Source organism: Xanthomonas axonopodis, assembly GCF_001304695.1.
GTDB lineage: Bacteria > Pseudomonadota > Gammaproteobacteria > Xanthomonadales > Xanthomonadaceae > Xanthomonas > Xanthomonas axonopodis.
The window spans coordinates 1-14,620 of record NZ_JFAQ01000024.1; the positions used below are offsets into that span (position 1 = coordinate 1).

The 14,620-nt window shown below is 66.3% G+C and carries 12 protein-coding genes; 7 read left to right on the forward strand and 5 right to left on the reverse strand.

The annotated features are described in order from the left end of the window. Nucleotides 1-159: 159 nt before the first annotated feature. From XAXN_RS02130 to mrcB, 3 genes are all read right to left on the reverse strand, one after another. Entirely contained in the window at nt 160-633 is a 474-nt protein-coding gene (locus tag XAXN_RS02130) for a hypothetical protein (protein WP_054318318.1), read from the reverse strand. 89 nt (nt 634-722) lie between these two features. Continuing rightward, nucleotides 723-1,250: a hypothetical protein gene (locus XAXN_RS02135; protein WP_054318333.1), complete on the reverse strand. Its 528-nt coding sequence runs from the start codon at nt 1,248-1,250 to the stop codon at nt 723-725. Between the two features lie 14 nt (nt 1,251-1,264). Then, a complete protein-coding gene (gene mrcB / locus XAXN_RS02140; protein WP_054318319.1) occupies nt 1,265-3,709 on the reverse strand; it encodes a penicillin-binding protein 1B in 2,445 nt (814 codons plus the stop codon). A 237-nt stretch (nt 3,710-3,946) separates the two neighbouring features. On the opposite strand from mrcB, the gene XAXN_RS02145 reads away from it, so the two are divergent. Then, nucleotides 3,947-6,049 (forward strand): glycosyltransferase, encoded by a 2,103-nt coding sequence (locus XAXN_RS02145; protein WP_054318320.1) that lies wholly within the window; start codon nt 3,947-3,949, stop codon nt 6,047-6,049. A gap of 356 nt (nt 6,050-6,405) precedes the next feature. Here XAXN_RS02145 and XAXN_RS22345 read toward each other — a convergent pair whose 3' ends face one another. After that, nucleotides 6,406-7,848 carry a hypothetical protein gene (locus XAXN_RS22345; RefSeq protein WP_054318321.1) on the reverse strand — a complete coding sequence of 481 codons (1,443 nt, stop codon included), beginning with the start codon at nt 7,846-7,848 and terminating at the stop codon, nt 6,406-6,408. A gap of 254 nt (nt 7,849-8,102) precedes the next feature. Continuing rightward, on the reverse strand, nt 8,103-10,289 hold the full coding sequence (locus tag XAXN_RS02155) for a RelA/SpoT family protein (RefSeq protein WP_054318322.1): 2,187 nt from the start codon (nt 10,287-10,289) through the stop codon (nt 8,103-8,105). Between the two features lie 290 nt (nt 10,290-10,579). Between XAXN_RS02155 and pqqA the strand changes: the two genes are divergently transcribed. From pqqA to XAXN_RS02180, 6 genes are all read left to right on the forward strand, one after another. Continuing rightward, nucleotides 10,580-10,660, forward strand: coding sequence for a pyrroloquinoline quinone precursor peptide PqqA (gene pqqA / locus XAXN_RS20310; protein WP_002812057.1), 81 nt, complete (start codon nt 10,580-10,582; stop codon nt 10,658-10,660). An 83-nt stretch (nt 10,661-10,743) separates the two neighbouring features. Then, on the forward strand, nt 10,744-11,643 hold the full coding sequence (gene pqqB, locus XAXN_RS02160; RefSeq protein WP_054318323.1) for a pyrroloquinoline quinone biosynthesis protein PqqB: 900 nt from the start codon (nt 10,744-10,746) through the stop codon (nt 11,641-11,643). Then, complete coding sequence (gene pqqC, locus XAXN_RS02165) at nt 11,640-12,392, forward strand: pyrroloquinoline-quinone synthase PqqC (protein ID WP_054318324.1); 753 nt, start codon at nt 11,640-11,642, stop codon at nt 12,390-12,392. The genes pqqB and pqqC overlap by 4 nt, the downstream gene beginning before the upstream one ends. After that, nucleotides 12,389-12,667 (forward strand): pyrroloquinoline quinone biosynthesis peptide chaperone PqqD, encoded by a 279-nt coding sequence (gene pqqD, locus XAXN_RS02170; protein WP_054318325.1) that lies wholly within the window; start codon nt 12,389-12,391, stop codon nt 12,665-12,667. The genes pqqC and pqqD overlap by 4 nt, the downstream gene beginning before the upstream one ends. After that, complete coding sequence (pqqE, locus tag XAXN_RS02175) at nt 12,664-13,782, forward strand: pyrroloquinoline quinone biosynthesis protein PqqE (protein ID WP_054318326.1); 1,119 nt, start codon at nt 12,664-12,666, stop codon at nt 13,780-13,782. Before pqqD ends, pqqE begins: the two co-directional genes overlap by 4 nt. Before the next feature lie 59 nt (nt 13,783-13,841). Then, a complete protein-coding gene (locus tag XAXN_RS02180) occupies nt 13,842-14,354 on the forward strand; it encodes a hypothetical protein (protein WP_054318334.1) in 513 nt (170 codons plus the stop codon). The last annotated feature ends 266 nt before the right edge of the window (nt 14,355-14,620 follow it).

Below are 14,620 nucleotides of genomic sequence, written 5' to 3' on the forward strand. Positions count from 1 at the left end.
CCCCCCCACCACGCACGCCAGATGCGTCAGAGCTGCAAAACAACTCAATGCGCCGCCGACGACCAGGAGTTTGTTGGTGGGGCCTTCCATGTGATTCCCCTTGCGGCCTAACGCTTGAGATAAGCCGCGCCGCAAAGCGGCTTCGGCTTGAATGAATTGTTAGGCCTCATCTGCGGCCCGCTCGGCACGCCGCTTTTGATCAAAGGCCTCGATGCAGGGCAGGTAAGGCACCTGCGTACGTGAAAAGAGCTGGAAGTATGTGGATACGGCCAGCTCTAGCAGCTCCGCTGCCTCCAACTTGGGATCGAAGTCTATTAAGCGGTCGCTGCGGCCGCGCCGGTGTTTGACCGAATTCTTTGCGGCGTACGTTTGGTCATGGAACCATTTCCCGAGCGACTCTTCACAGTGGGGAGTGCCGGACTCTGACAGTGCCAGGAACGCTTGCTTGAGCTGATCTGAGGCTGAGCCACTTCCGTGAGCTTCATCAACGGGGAGCTCCCGCACGTACACGGCCAACACTTCCTCGGCGGCACCCGCAAGATGCAGCGCCGAGTAATACAAGTCGCCACGGAGGTAGAGTTCAATACCTCGCGAGAGCAGCTCCAACGACGCTACGTATTTCGGCACGGCCACCCGATTGCTCCTATGAGGCCTAACAGCGCTTACACCCTACCGAGCCTCCCTGCGCACCGCAGTTAGCCAGCTCTCCCCGGTCGCTTGCCTCAGTACCGCTTTACGCCCGGCACCGTGCAGCCGACGATCTGCGATTTGGCCGAGGCGGCGTTTTCCTTTTCGCCACGCGCCAGCCGCGACTGCTCGATGGTGGCCCAATGGCGACGGCACAGCGGGCCGGTCTTGGAGCCCAGCTCGATCGCCTGCTTGGCGAAGCGCTCGGCGGCTGGCCAGTCGGCCTGCAGCACGGCCACTTCGGCGCGCTCCTGCAGAATGGCCGGATCGCCGGAGACCAGGCCCAAGGCCTGATCCAGGGCGGCGGCGGCGGCAGCCAGATCACCGGCCTGGCGCTTGGCCTTGGCGGTGTCGCGCAGATCATCCACCTGCGGGTCGCGCAATGGCTGAATCGACAACTCGGTGTCTTCCACGCCAGCCTCGCGTTCGATCGATGCCAGCCGCTGTGCAGGCGTGGTCGGATCGGCCGGCGGCGGCGCGGGCGGGGCGGACGGCGCACTGACGCAGGCGCTGAGTGCGGCAAGCACGCCGGCCAGGACAAGCAAACGGTGCAGTCGGTTCATGGGATCGCTCCAGGTCAATGCGCGGGTGGAGGTGACGCCGGCACGGGCGCAGGCGCTTGCGGCTTCTTTTCCAGACCGAAAAAGCGACGCCAGCCACCGCCACTGGATGGCTGGGCCGGTGCGGACGACTCGGCAGGCACGCCTTCGATCGACGGTGCATTGCCCGCGCACGGTGCGTATGCCGGCGTGAAGCCGACCACGAACGGGAACTGGCGCGCGCCCGGGCAGCCCGGGTCGGTCACGCCGGTGCCGCTGGCGTCCACCCACTGCCAATCCAGGCCCTTGCCGCTGACCTTCAATGGCGCACTCGGCAGGCGGGCAAAGATGCTCGACCACACCCGCATCGCACCGGTGGCGCCATACAGGCCGGTTTCGGCGTTTTGATCGTTGCCCATCCAGATCACCGCCAGGTGGTCGCCGGTGTAGCCGGCATACCAGCTGTCGCGACCGTCGTTGGAGGTACCGGTCTTGCCGGCCGACGACAGGCGCCCCAGGCCATCGCCCAGCAACTGGCGCGCGGTGCCACCGCTGACCACCTGCTGCAGGCCAATGCTGATGAGGTTGGCGGCCACCGAATCGCCTTCCTGCGCCGGCGCCGGGGTCTTGTCATAGCGCTTGAGCAGCTTGCCCTGCGGATCGAGCACGCCACGCACCGCATGCAGTGGCTGGATCTCGCCGCCGGCGGCCAGGAACTGATACAGCTGCGCCATGCCATATGGGCTCTGGTCGGTGGTGCCCAGGATCAGCGCCGGATTGGGCTCGGCCTTGATACCGGCCAACACCTGGATCAGCTGCGCGATGCGGTCCGCGCCGACCTGCATGCCCACACGCACCGTGGCCTGGTTGTAGGAATGCGCCAGCGCATCGACCAGACGCACCGTGCCGTGGCTGCGGTTGTCGGAATTGCCGGGCGACCAGGTCTTGCCGCGGCCAAGCTGCACGGTCACCGGCGAGTCGTCGACCCAGCTGGACAGCGCCCAGCGGTCCGGCGAGGCCAAGGCCAGCATGTAGACGAACGGCTTGAGCAAAGAGCCCACCTGCCGCTGCGCTTCCACCGCACGATTGAAGCCTGGCTTGGCCACATCGCGGCTGCCGACCACGGCCAGCACATCGCCGTTGTGCACGTCGGTCAGCACCAGCCCAGCCTGCAGCGGCGGGCGCGTCTTGTTCTCCAATCGCTTGATGGTGCCGGTCACCGCGCCTTCGGCATAGGCCTGCGCAGACGGCGACATGCCGGTGAGCACGCTCATACCGGCGCCCTGCAGCACGCCCTCCGGATAGTCGTGCGCCAGCTGGCGCCGTACCAGGTCCACATACGCCGGGAAGCGGTTGGCGGCGACCAGGCCGGGCTCGGTCGGCACGCCCAACGGCGCAGCCAGCGCGCGCTTGTACTCGGCGTCGTTGATCAGATTGTTTTCGTGCAGCTTGCCGAGCACGAAATTGCGCCGGTCCAGCGCGCGTTCCGGGTTACGCCGCGGGTCGTAGTACGACGGCCCCTTGACCAGCCCGATCAACAATGCGATCTGCTCGGTGGTCATCGAATTGAGTTCGCGGCCAAACCACAGCTCTGCGCCCGAGGACACGCCGTGGATTGCCTGGCCGCCGCGCTGGCCCAGATACACCTGGTTGAGATAGGCCTCCAGGATGGTGCGCTTGTCGTAGCGCGCCTCCATGATCACCGCGTACAGAATCTCGTTGAACTTGCGCGTGAGCGTCTGTTCCTTGCCGATGCCGAGCAGGCCGCTGCGGGCCAACTGCTGGGTCAGGGTACTGGCACCCTGGCGGACGTGGCCGCCGGAGCGCGCCATGATCCAGGCCGCGCGCACCATGCCGCTCAGGTCGATGCCGTGATGGCTGTTGAAGTCGCGGTCTTCCACCGCCTGCAGGCCGGTGACCAGCAGCTCGGGCACTTCTTCCATGCGCACCAGGCGGCGCTCTTCCTGCTTCTGGCCGTAGAGCGTGGCGATGCGCGCCGGGTCCAGACGTGCGCTTTTTAACGCTTTGCGGTCGCCGGCGTCGCGCAGGCTGGCCACGCGCCCACCGGCCAGGCTGACTTCGATACGGCGCGCCGGCACGCGTCCATCCACATCGATGTAGCCGCGGCTGGCGATGGTGAAGCGGCTGGCGTCCTGCTGGTAGGTGCCGGCCAGCTTCGCCTGACCGTCGTCGCGGTACGACGCCGCGTCCAGCTCGGTCTTCAGCGTGGCCGCATCCAGCGCGTTGCCCGGCACGAGCACCAACGGCCGGCCATACACGCGGGTCGGGATCTGCCAACGCAGTTCGCCGAAGCGCTGGGTGACCTGCTTGTTCAGATACATCGTGTAGGGAATCAGGAAACCGAGCGCCAGCGCGAACGCGGCAAATCCCCAGACGATGAGTCTGCGTTGCCAGCGGGAGCCTTGCGCGTTGGTGTCGTCCTCGAAATCGTCGGGAGCGTCGTTGTCGTGGCGTCGGGGCACAGGAATGCGAGAATGTAGAGTCAGGCGAGTCTAGCAGCGCTGTCATGGCTGTGACCTGCCGGGCCCGTCGGCCGTTAAGAGCGGCTAACAAAACGACCGATGCCGCTTCGCTAGGCGCGACGTGTTCTCGGCAGCAGCAAGCATGGTTCGTACACTGCGCTGGCAGATGCAACGATTGCCTCGACCCGCGCGCTGCTCGCTACGTTTACTGCCATACTACGCTGGAGTTCCAACGCAATGTCGATGTCTTTGGCCGATGCGCGCTATCTGTTCAATCGCGTCCTCGGCCTGATCCACCGCAGCGTGGCCAGCCTGCGCACGCGCGGCTGGCGCGCTACCTGGCAGCGCATTCGCGTGCACACGCAGGCGCCCCCGGCCGCCCTGGGCACGCCGCTGTGGCTGCCGCAGGCCGCCCCGTTTGCGGCATTCGCGCTGCCGCACAGCGCTACCCCGCGGGTGACGGTGGTGATTCCGGTCTACAACCACATTGCGCACACCTTGGCCTGCCTGCGCGCGCTGGCGGCGCATCCGCCGCTGCCGAGTGTAGAAATCATCGTCGTGGACGACGGCAGCAGCGACGCCACCGCTGAACAGTTGCCGCAGATCGCCGGTCTGCATTACCACGTGCGTGCGAGCAACGGCGGTTTCATCGCCGCCTGCAACGAAGGCATTGCGTTGGCGCGCGGCGATTTCGTGGTGCTGCTCAACAACGACACCATTCCGCAACCCGGCTGGCTGGACCGGTTGATCGACACCTTTGGCCAGCATCCGGCCGCCGGCCTGGTCGGTGCGCAGCTGGTGTACCCGGACGGGCGCCTGCAGGAATCCGGCGGCGTGGTCTTCGCCGATGGCAGCGCCTGGAGCTACGGCCGCTTTGAATCGTCCGAGGACCCGCGCTATGCATATGTCCGCGCGATGGACTACTGCTCGGGCGCGGCAATCGCGCTGCCGCGTGCGCTGTTGCAGACACTGGGCGGGCTGGACCGGCGCTACATGCCGGCGTATTACGAAGACACCGATCTGGCGTTTGCAGTCCGCGCGGCCGGATATCAGGTGCTGGTGCAGCCGGCCAGCAGGGTGGTGCATGACGAGGGCACCAGCAACGGCACTGATACGCGCACCGGTGTGAAGGCCTACCAGGTGCGCAATCAAGGCGTCTTCGCCGAAAAATGGCAGCGGCCGCTGAAAACGCAGTTGCCGGTCGGCACCGTGCCCGGGCCTGCACTGCTGCACCGCCACCAGCGACAGGTCTTGATCCTGGACGAGTGCGTGCCGCAGCCGGACCGCGACTCAGGCTCGCTGCGGCAGTTCAACCTGATCCGACTGCTGCGCGGAGAAGGCGCGCACGTCGTCTTCGTGCCCACACGCCGCGAACACGCCGGGCGCCACACCCAGGCATTGCAGCAACTCGGTGTCGAAGTCTGGTACGCGCCGTTCCTCGAAGGCATCGGCAGCTGGCTGCGCAGCCATGGTGCGCGGTTTGCGGTGGTGCTGCTGGTACGCCACCACGTGGCGCATGCCTGCCTGCCGTTGCTCAGGCAATACGCGCCTCAGGCGCGCAGCTTGTTCGACACCGTCGACCTGCATTACCTGCGCGAACGCCGCGGTGCCGAGCTGGCCGGCGATGCCAATCTGCTGCGTAGCGCAGAACGCACCCGCGTGCGCGAGCTCGAGATCATGGCGGCCACCGATGTCACCTTGCTGGTGTCTGCCGCGGAACAGGCACAGTTGCGTGCCGATGCGCCACACATCCGCACTGCCCTGCTGTCCAACCTGCATGAAGTCGCCGGCAGCGGCCACAGCTTCGCGCAACGCCGCGACCTGGTCTTCGTCGGTGGCTTTCGTCATCCGCCGAATGTGGATGCGGTGCAGTGGTTCATCAGTGCCATCTTTCCGCAGGTCCGTGCGCAGCTGCCCGAGGTGGTATTCCACTGCATCGGTGCCGACCAGCCTGAGGCCTTGAAACTGTTGGCCGACGAATGCCCCGGCGTGCAGCTGCATGGCCATGTCCCGGATCTGGTGCCGTTCATGGACGGTGCGCGCATCGCGGTGGCGCCACTGCGTTTTGGCGCTGGGGTGAAAGGCAAGATCAATCTGAGCATGGCGCACGGCCAGCCGGTGGTCGGCACCACCTGCGCGGTGGAGGGAATGCACCTGCGCGACGGCGAGGATGTGTGCGTCGCCGACGATGCGGACGCGTTCGCCGCTGAGATCGTGCGGCTATATCAGGACGCAGCACTGTGGCAACGTCTGGCCGACAACGGCTTGCGCAACGTAGCCGAGCATTTTTCGCTGGATGCAGCGCGTGACACGGTGCGTGCGTTGTTTATTGCTGAGTAAGCAGGTGGTTGGAACTCCTGCTTGGATCGTTTGCATCGCGAAACGCCGCAGTACATGGCTTGATTGGCGATTGATCCGACTGCGCCGTATCGGAAGGATTCGCATTTACCCTCATCCGCGCCTTCGGGCCACCTTCTGCCGGTAGAGAAGGGAGTGTGCGCAGCAGCTCGCATTGCGTGCTTGTTGCAAGGCTGCACCGCATGGTTCACATGCGTCTGCAGCAAGTGTTGCATCTGATGCATACATGGTGGCTTGGAGCGTGGGACGGTGCCTGCACCTGATGCAACAAAGGCCGTAGACCATGGGACTGCGCACGCTCGGCGGGCTCAGAAGTTGCCCGTATCGCCGGCAACCGCTCAGCGCTGCTCGGCCACCGCCTTGACCCGTCGCGTGAACTCAGCCAACTCCGGCAAGCCCGGATCCAGCTGATGCGCCTCGTCCTGCGCACGACGGGCGAAGGCTGCGTCTTCCTGGCCCAGCCGTTCGCTCCCGACCGCCACCCAGCGTTGTGCAAGGCGACGTCGCGCACCGGCCAATGCATCGGCATTGGGTGTCAGCGCCTGCCAGGCATCCAAGCATCCACGCGCGGCGCGCAGGCGGTTGTTGCGCAGTTCGTCCTCGAAACAGCGTTGGCTGGCCGGTACCAAGCGCGCCGCTGCCTGCAGCACCCGCGGATCGCGCGGCGCCAGCGCCTGCGCGGCACGCACGGCGTCGTAGGCGCTGGCGCCGGGCGGGGTCATCCAGTGTTGCTGCGCTTCGGCATCGGCAACGCGCTGCAGCAATGCCCGCAGACGGCGCTCGCGCGTGACCCGCGACAGGCTCGCGTCCGGGCCGCGCTGGGCATCGCGCGCGCGCGCAATCGCTTGCTCGGCCTGCACGATCGACGCGGCGCCGGGCACCAGAAGCTGCGCCTGACGCAACGACTGCAGCGCATCGTCGAAGTGGAAATCCGCCGCCTGCCGGCTGGCCTGTGCGGCGTATTCGTCCGCCACCTGGTCGCGGCCTCGCTGGGCAATTGCATCGTCGGGTTCGGCGGCCAGCACCGCGTTGAAATCGCGCGCAGCCGGGGCCAGGCGACCACGTCGCAGCAAGGCCTGCGCATGTTGACGTCGCTGTTCCAGCACGCGGTGGTACTGGCCCTCGGTCAGCGGCATGTCGACATGCCCGGCGTCGTAACGCTTGGCCGCGGCCAGCAACGCCGACGTCTCGGCCAGCGCATCGCGCGCCAGTGCATGGCGTGCCTGCGCCAACAGATCGGTCAAGGCGTCTTCGCGGCCTTCCAGTGCGTCGGTGCGGTCGGGCGCCAGGGTCAGGATGCGCTGGTAGAGCGGCAACGCACTATCGGGCGTGCCGTCCAGGCGGCCCTGCTGCTGGGCAATCGCCGCCTGCGCCAATAAGGCATCCAGCCCGACCCGGGGCGCCTGCAGCGCGCGCAGCCGCGCCGCGACCGGGGCGATCTGCGCCTGCGGCACCTCCAGGGCGCCTGCCAGCGCCAGCGCACGCTGCGCTGCTTCGGCATCGCCTGCTGCAACCGCTACACGTGCCCGCACTACTGCGGCAGCGCCGGTGCGCGCCAGCCCGGCACGGGCTTCGCCACGGTCGCTGTCCAGTGCAAGTGCGGTGGCGAACAGTTCCCGCGCCCCGCTGCCGTCGGCGGCGCTGAGCTGGCCGCGCGCCAAGGCCGCATCGCCCCGCTGCAACAATTGCTGGATGCGCGTGTCCGGCCACAGCCAATCGGCCAGCGGCTTGCGCAGCACGACCACCATCAGCAGCAAACAGGCGCACAGCGCGAGTACCACGCGCCAGAGCGCACGGCTGCGCAGTGGCGCCCAGAGGCGGGGCGATCTGGCCCAGCGCGGGAGCGGAGACATACGGTGGCGTCCATCCTTGACGCGACCTGACGGGGACGCGTTCACCGCCTTATGGTAGCGGTGGAGGTTGCGAAGGCGGTGTGGGCTCTTCGGGAATCGGGAATGGGGAATCGTCAGGCGAGCACAGCGCACGTCCCCTCATGCTGCGTTCGGATCGTAGGCGCTGGCAAGATCTTCAGCGCTCACCCCAGCCGCCGCACCTCGCTTACCCCGGGCAACGCGTCCAGCTTACCAAGCAGACCGGACAGCTGGTCGTAATCGCTGACCTTCAAGCGCAGCCGCAGTTGCGCCCTGCCGGTATCGCGCACGTTGTCGCTGTTGATTTCCAGCACGTGCGCATCTTCCTGGGCGATCAGGTTGGTGATGTCCTTGAGCAGCCAGCGGCGGTCCACCGCGCGCACCTGCACATCCACTTCGTAGCCGCTGCCGGCCTTGCCCCACTCCACCGGCAACACGCGCTGCGGGTGGGCAACGGCCAGGCGCGCCAATGCCGCGCAGTCGGTGCGGTGCACGGTGATGCCGCGACCGCGGGTGAGATAGCCGGCAATCGGTTCGCCGGCCACCGGCTGGCAGCAACGCGCCAACTGCACCAGCAAATTGCCCACTCCCTCGACGGTGAATTTGGATTTCCCCAATCCATCGCGCCGCGCGGTCGGCCGCGGGGGCGTCGGTACTGGCGGCTGGGACGCGGCACGCTCGGCTTCCAGCAACGCACGGCTGACCTGGTTCGGACCGGTATCGCCCAGGGCGACCTGGATATACAGCTCGTCGACGTTTTCGGCATGAAATTTGCGCGCGGCTACGCTCAGGTCCGCATGCTGCAGGCCCAGGCGCTTGAGCTCGCGATCGAGCAAGTCCTTGCCCGCCTGCACGTTGCGCGCGCGGTCCAGCTTGTGGAACCAGGCACGCACCTTGTCGCGCGAACGCCCGCTGGCCAGAAAGCCGTTGGAGGCCAGCAGCCAGTCGCGGCGCGGGTCGGCTTCCTTGGCGGTCATGATCTCCACCCGGTCGCCGCTGCGCAGCCGATAGGTCAGCGGCACGATGCGGTCGTTGACGCGCGCGCCGCGACAGCGATGCCCGACCATGGTGTGCACGTGATACGCAAAATCCAGCGGCGTGGCACCTTGCGGCAGATCGATCACCTCGCCCTTGGGGGTCAGCACATATACGCGGTCTTCGATCAGCTCGACATCCAGCGCGCCGGCCAGCTCGCCATGCTCGCCCTCCTGCACCTGCTCCAGCAGCTGACGCATCCACAAAATCTTGCGGTCGAACGCCTTTTCGCCGCCCTTGCCGCCTTCCTTGTATTTCCAGTGCGCGGCCACGCCGAGTTCGGCCTGGGCGTGCATTTCGAAGGTACGGATCTGGATTTCGATCGTGCGCCCTTCTGGGCCGACCACCGCGGTATGCAGCGAACGGTAGTCGTTGGCCTTGGGCCGGGCGATGTAATCGTCGAACTCGCTCGGCACCGGCGCCCACAGCGAATGCACCGCCCCCAGCGCGGCGTAGCACGCCGCTACGTCGTCGACCATGACCCGCACTGCGCGGATGTCATACAACTGGTCGAACGAGAGCCGCTTTTTCTGCATCTTCCGCCAGATGCTGTAGATGTGTTTCGGCCGCCCGCTCACCTCTGCGCGCAGCCCCTGCTGGGCAAGCGCTGCCGACAAAGTGCGCTTGACCGCTTCCAGGTAGCGCTCGCGCGCCACGCGGGTTTCGTCCACTTCACGGGCGATGCGGCGATAGGTCTCCGGCTCCAGATGCCGGAACGCCAGATCTTCCAGCTCCCACTTCACCTGCCAGATGCCCAGCCGGTTCGCCAGCGGCGCGTGGATGTCGCGCGTGAGCTGGGCCAGCGCGCGGCGCTGTTCCTCGTTGAGCCGGTCGGCCACGCGCATGCGCGCCAGTTGCCGTGCCAGCAGGATCGGCACCACGCGCAGATCGTGGATGATGGACAGCAGCAACCGCCGTAGGCCTTCACTGTTGCGCCCAGCCTCGCGTCCAGCATGCAGTGCCCAGACCTGATCGGCTGCATCCAGGCCGTCCAGCAGGCCTTCCACCGCCACCCGCCGCTCCGCCGGTTGCCACGGCAGGCCCGCGATCGCGCCACGCAAGGCGGGCAAATCGAACAGCAACGCTGCAATCAGCGTGGCTTCGTCGGCGGCCAGCAGCGCCAATGCATCCAGGGTGTCGCCGAGCAATGGCCACGGCACGCTGTCGGTGTGCGCGGGCGGCAGGTCCTGCCAGGCCTGCGCCAGTGCATCGCGCAGTGCGGGCGCAATGGAGGCCACGGCAGGATGCTGCAGCAACGTTTGCAGGCGATCGAATGAGGAACTGGTCACAGCGGTGGACACGGCGGCGGGCAACAACGGGGAGCTGACGACTACGGTAACGTGCGCGTCACCTTCTCCACAACGCGTTTTACCGAGGCGCTCTCGGCGCGGGACGAGGCGCGTGCTTAGGCCAGGTTCACCCGGCAACGTCTTGATTCGTAACCGCCCGGCGCGAAAAGCGACACGGTGCAGAAAGCGGAAATCGGCACCGACGCACCTTTTTACTTGCCCTTTACAACTGCACCACATCGCCTGCCTATGCTCGGAACATGTCGTGCGCTGCATCCGGCGGCCAGCGACGTTTTTCCCAACTGCGAGGTAGCCGTATGAAGACCTGGAAGAAGCCTGTCGTTCGTGAAGTCAATTGTGGCGCCGAAATCAACTGCTACGTCTCCGGCGAGTTTTGACCCTGCACACTTTACGCTCACCTTGCCGCCCTTCCTCTTGATGCATGACCGGCAGTTGCCGGCAGATTAGGTCACAGTTCTCCATGCGCATCATCGTCTTGGGATCGGCGGCCGGCGGTGGGCATCCGCAGTGGAATTGCCACACGCCCGCAAGCCTGCGGGCGTGGCAGCAAACAGACGGTGCCCAGCGTCGTACCCAGGCCAGCATCGCGGTCAGTGCCGATGGCAAGCGCTGGGTGCTGATCAATGTCTCTCCCGATTTCCGCCAACAAATTCTCGCAACACCTGCCTTGTGGCCGCAGCACGGGCTGCGACATTCGCCGATCGAGGCAGTGCTGCTGACCAGCGGCGAGATCGACCACATCGCCGGGCTGCTCTCGATGCGCGAAAGCCAGCGGTTTTCGTTGCATGCCAGCAACCGCGTGCTGGACCTGCTCGCGCAAAACCCTATCTTCGACGCCGTCAACCCGCAGCACGTGAGCCGGCAGCCATTCGCGCTGGACGCGCCGCTGGCGCTGTGCGGGCTGCAGCTCACGCCGTTTTCGGTGCCCGGCAAGGTGCCCTTGTTCATGGAATCGCGCAGCGGTGGCGACCTGGCTGGGTCCAATGAAGAAACCCTCGGACTCAGCATCGACGATGGCCGCCACCGCATGCATTACATTCCCGGCTGCGCTGCGATGACCGACGCCCTGCGCGCGCGCCTGCAGGGAGCCGAACTGGTGTTCTTCGACGGCACGTTGTGGCGCGATGACGAGATGGTGCAGCTGGGCATCAGCCGAAAGACCGGCCAACGCATGGGCCACATGAGCATCGACGGCCCCGACGGCACCATCGCCGCATTCGCGCCGTTGAACGTGGCACGCAAAATCTTCATCCATCTCAATACCACCAATCCCGTGCTCAACACCCTTTCGCCCGAGTTCGCCAGCGCGCGCGCCAGCGGGTGGGAGGTTGCGCACGACGGCCTGGAGATCGCCCTGTGACCGCTCCGCTCAGCCCCGACCAACTGGAAGCGGACCTGCGTGCCATCGGCGCGCGTCTGTATCACGACCAGCATCCGTTTCATGCGCTGTTGCATCACGGCAAGCTCGACCGAGGCCAGGTGCAGGCCTGGGCGTTGAATCGCTTCGAATACCAGCGCTGCATTCCGCTGAAGGACGCCGCGATTCTGGCGCGCATGGAAGATCCGGCGCTGCGGCGGATCTGGCGGCAACGCATCCTCGATCACGACGGCAATAGCGCCAGCGACGGCGGCATCGCGCGCTGGCTACATCTCACCGATGCGCTTGGCCTGGACCGCACACTGGTGGAATCGGGCCGTGCATTGCTGCCCGGTACGCGCTTTGCGGTGCAGGCGTACCTGCAGTTCGTACGCGAAAAGAGCCTGCTCGAAGCAATCGCCTCGTCGCTGACCGAATTGTTCGCGCCCAACATCATCGGCCAGCGCGTGGCCGGCATGCTCAAGCATTACGACTTCGTCTCGTCCGAAGCGCTGGCCTATTTCGAGCATCGCCTGACCGAGGCACCCCGTGATTCGGATTTCGCGCTGGATTACGTCAAGCAGCATGCCGATACGGTGGAAAAACAGGCGCTGGTCAAGGCCGCGTTGCATTTCAAGTGCTCGGTGCTGTGGGCCCAACTGGATGCACTGCACGTGGCCTACGTATCGCCAGGCATCGTATGGCCGGATGCCTTCGTGCCGGACCGCGACGCCGGCCGGGTCGCAGCATGAGCGGCATCACCCGCGATAGCCAGCCGGCCCTGCGTGCAGGTGTGCGCCTGCAGCACGACCGCGCGCGCAACCAGTGGGTCTTGCTGGCGCCCGAACGCGTGGTCGAGCTGGACGACATTGCCTTGGTGGTCGCGCAACGCTACGACGGCACGCGCTCGCTGGCGCAGATCGCACAGGAGCTGGCTGCAGAATTCGACGCGGACGCGGCGCAAATCGAAGCCGACGTGATCGAACTCACCGATACCCTGCATCAAAAACGTTTGCTGCGGGTATGAGCATCGCGCCGCCACCGCTGTCGGTGTTGCTGGAATTGACCCACCGCTGCCCGTTGGCGTGCCCGTATTGCTCCAACCCGATCGCGCTGGCGGCGCTGCGCGAAGAGATGGATACCGCAGGCTGGCGCTCGCTGTTGCAGCAGGCTGCCGACATGGGCGTGCTGCAGGCGCACTTCTCCGGTGGCGAACCGATGCTGCGCAAAGACCTGCCCGAACTGGTCGCACATGCGCGCGCGCTCGGGCTGTACAGCAACCTGATCACCTCCGGGGTTGCTGGTGGCGAGCCGATGCTGGACCAACTGCAGGCGGCCGGGCTGGAGCATGTGCAATTGAGCGTGCAGGACGTGGACCCAGCCGGTGCCGATCGCATTGCCGGGTATCGCAACAGCTTGTCCAAAAAGCGCGAATTCGCCGCCGCCGTCCGCGCACGCGGCCTGCCGCTGACGATCAACGCGGTACTGCACCGCCATAACGCCGAGCGCGTGCCCGGCATGATCGCGCTGGCGCTGGAATGGCAGGCCGAGCGCATCGAAGTGGCGCATACCCAGTACTACGGCTGGGGCCTGCGCAACCGCGCTGCGCTGATGCCCAGCCGCGCGCAACTGATGGCCACCATCGACGCGGTGGAAACCGCGCGTCGCCAGCTCGGCGACCGCCTGGCGATCGATTTCGTCACGCCCGATTACTATGCGCGCCAGCCCAAGCCTTGCATGGGCGGCTGGGGCCAGCGCTTCGTCAATATTTCCCCGCGCGGCGATGTGCTGCCATGCCATGCCGCCGAAACCATCCAGGGCATGCGCTTTGACAATCTGCACGAGCGCTCCCTGGCCGATATCTGGAACAACGGCGAAGCCTTCGTGCGCTTCCGCGGCACCGCCTGGATGCCGGAAGTGTGCCAGGGCTGCCCCAAGCGCGAGATCGACTGGGGCGGCTGCCGCTGTCAGGCGCTGGCGCTCAGCGGCGATGCTGCCACGCTGGACCCGGTCTGCGAACGGTCGCCCCTCCATGCGCAGGTGCGCGCAGCCGCCGAACAGGAGTCGGCATCGCCGGCACCGGCCTTCGTCTACCGCCGCCCCGAGCGCCCGGCAGCAGCCACCGTCGACACGCTGGAGTAAGCCGCGTTGGCCGGCGCCAACAGCGTCTACACTAGCCATCTCTTCTTCGGATGGCTTTCATGTCGCTCAAGCGCCGCATTCCCTTGCTGGTTTGCCTGACCCTGGCGTTGCATGCCGCCCCCGCCCTGGCGCAACGCGCGGTGCAAGGCGACCTGCAGTCGCAGATGAGTGCCGAACAGTTCAAGGCCGCCGGCCTGGACAAGCTCGATGCCAGCGAACTGGCTGCGCTCAACGATTGGCTGCAGGGCAAGGTCGCTAAGGAGGCCGCAGTGGTGGTCGAACAGGCCAAGGAAGCCGGACGCCAGGAAGTGATCGTCAAGAACCGCGGCTTCTTCGACTTCGGCAGCAAGGAGCCGATCGAGAGCACGATGGTTGGTGAATTCAAGGGCTTTGCGAAGGGCCGCGTCTACACGCTGGCCAACGGTCAGGTGTGGGAACAGACCGATGCCGCCAGCCTGTCCGGCGTGCGCAAGGACGCACCCAAGGTCAAGATCAAGCCGGGTCTGGTCGGCGTGTGGTATCTGCAGATCGAGGGTTACAACACCACGGCCAAGGTACGGCGGATCAAGTAAAGGCACCGGCCAAGCTTGCGCGGCTGCCGAAGAGGTGGCCGCGCCTGGCATCGGCCGCCGCCGCTGGGGGTTGCGCATGCGACATTGCAACTGCAGCTGCAGCCTTAGCATTTCGCTCGCTGCAGAGCAGCGCATGCGCAAGGCAGCGCTGTTGCCGGCACACGGAGCGCAAGCGTAATTACACACCCACTACGTCCAGGCGCAGCTAACCTGGCGCGCCGACTCATCGCACTCGGCATCGCGCAGACGCAGCCCATTGCCGGTCG

Excerpts from the sequence above, each read along its gene's own strand:
- XAXN_RS02135 (WP_054318333.1), bottom strand. The coding sequence starts at position 1,250 with ATGAACCGACTGCACCGTTTGCTTGTCCTGGCCGGCGTGCTTGCCGCA.
- XAXN_RS02145 (WP_054318320.1), top strand. The coding sequence starts at position 3,947 with ATGTCGATGTCTTTGGCCGATGCGCGCTATCTGTTCAATCGCGTCCTC.
- pqqA (WP_002812057.1), top strand. The coding sequence starts at position 10,580 with ATGAAGACCTGGAAGAAGCCTGTCGTTCGTGAAGTCAATTGTGGCGCC.
- pqqB (WP_054318323.1), top strand. The coding sequence starts at position 10,744 with ATGCGCATCATCGTCTTGGGATCGGCGGCCGGCGGTGGGCATCCGCAG.
- pqqD (WP_054318325.1), top strand. The coding sequence starts at position 12,389 with ATGAGCGGCATCACCCGCGATAGCCAGCCGGCCCTGCGTGCAGGTGTG.
- pqqE (WP_054318326.1), top strand. The coding sequence starts at position 12,664 with ATGAGCATCGCGCCGCCACCGCTGTCGGTGTTGCTGGAATTGACCCAC.
- XAXN_RS02180 (WP_054318334.1), top strand. The coding sequence starts at position 13,842 with ATGTCGCTCAAGCGCCGCATTCCCTTGCTGGTTTGCCTGACCCTGGCG.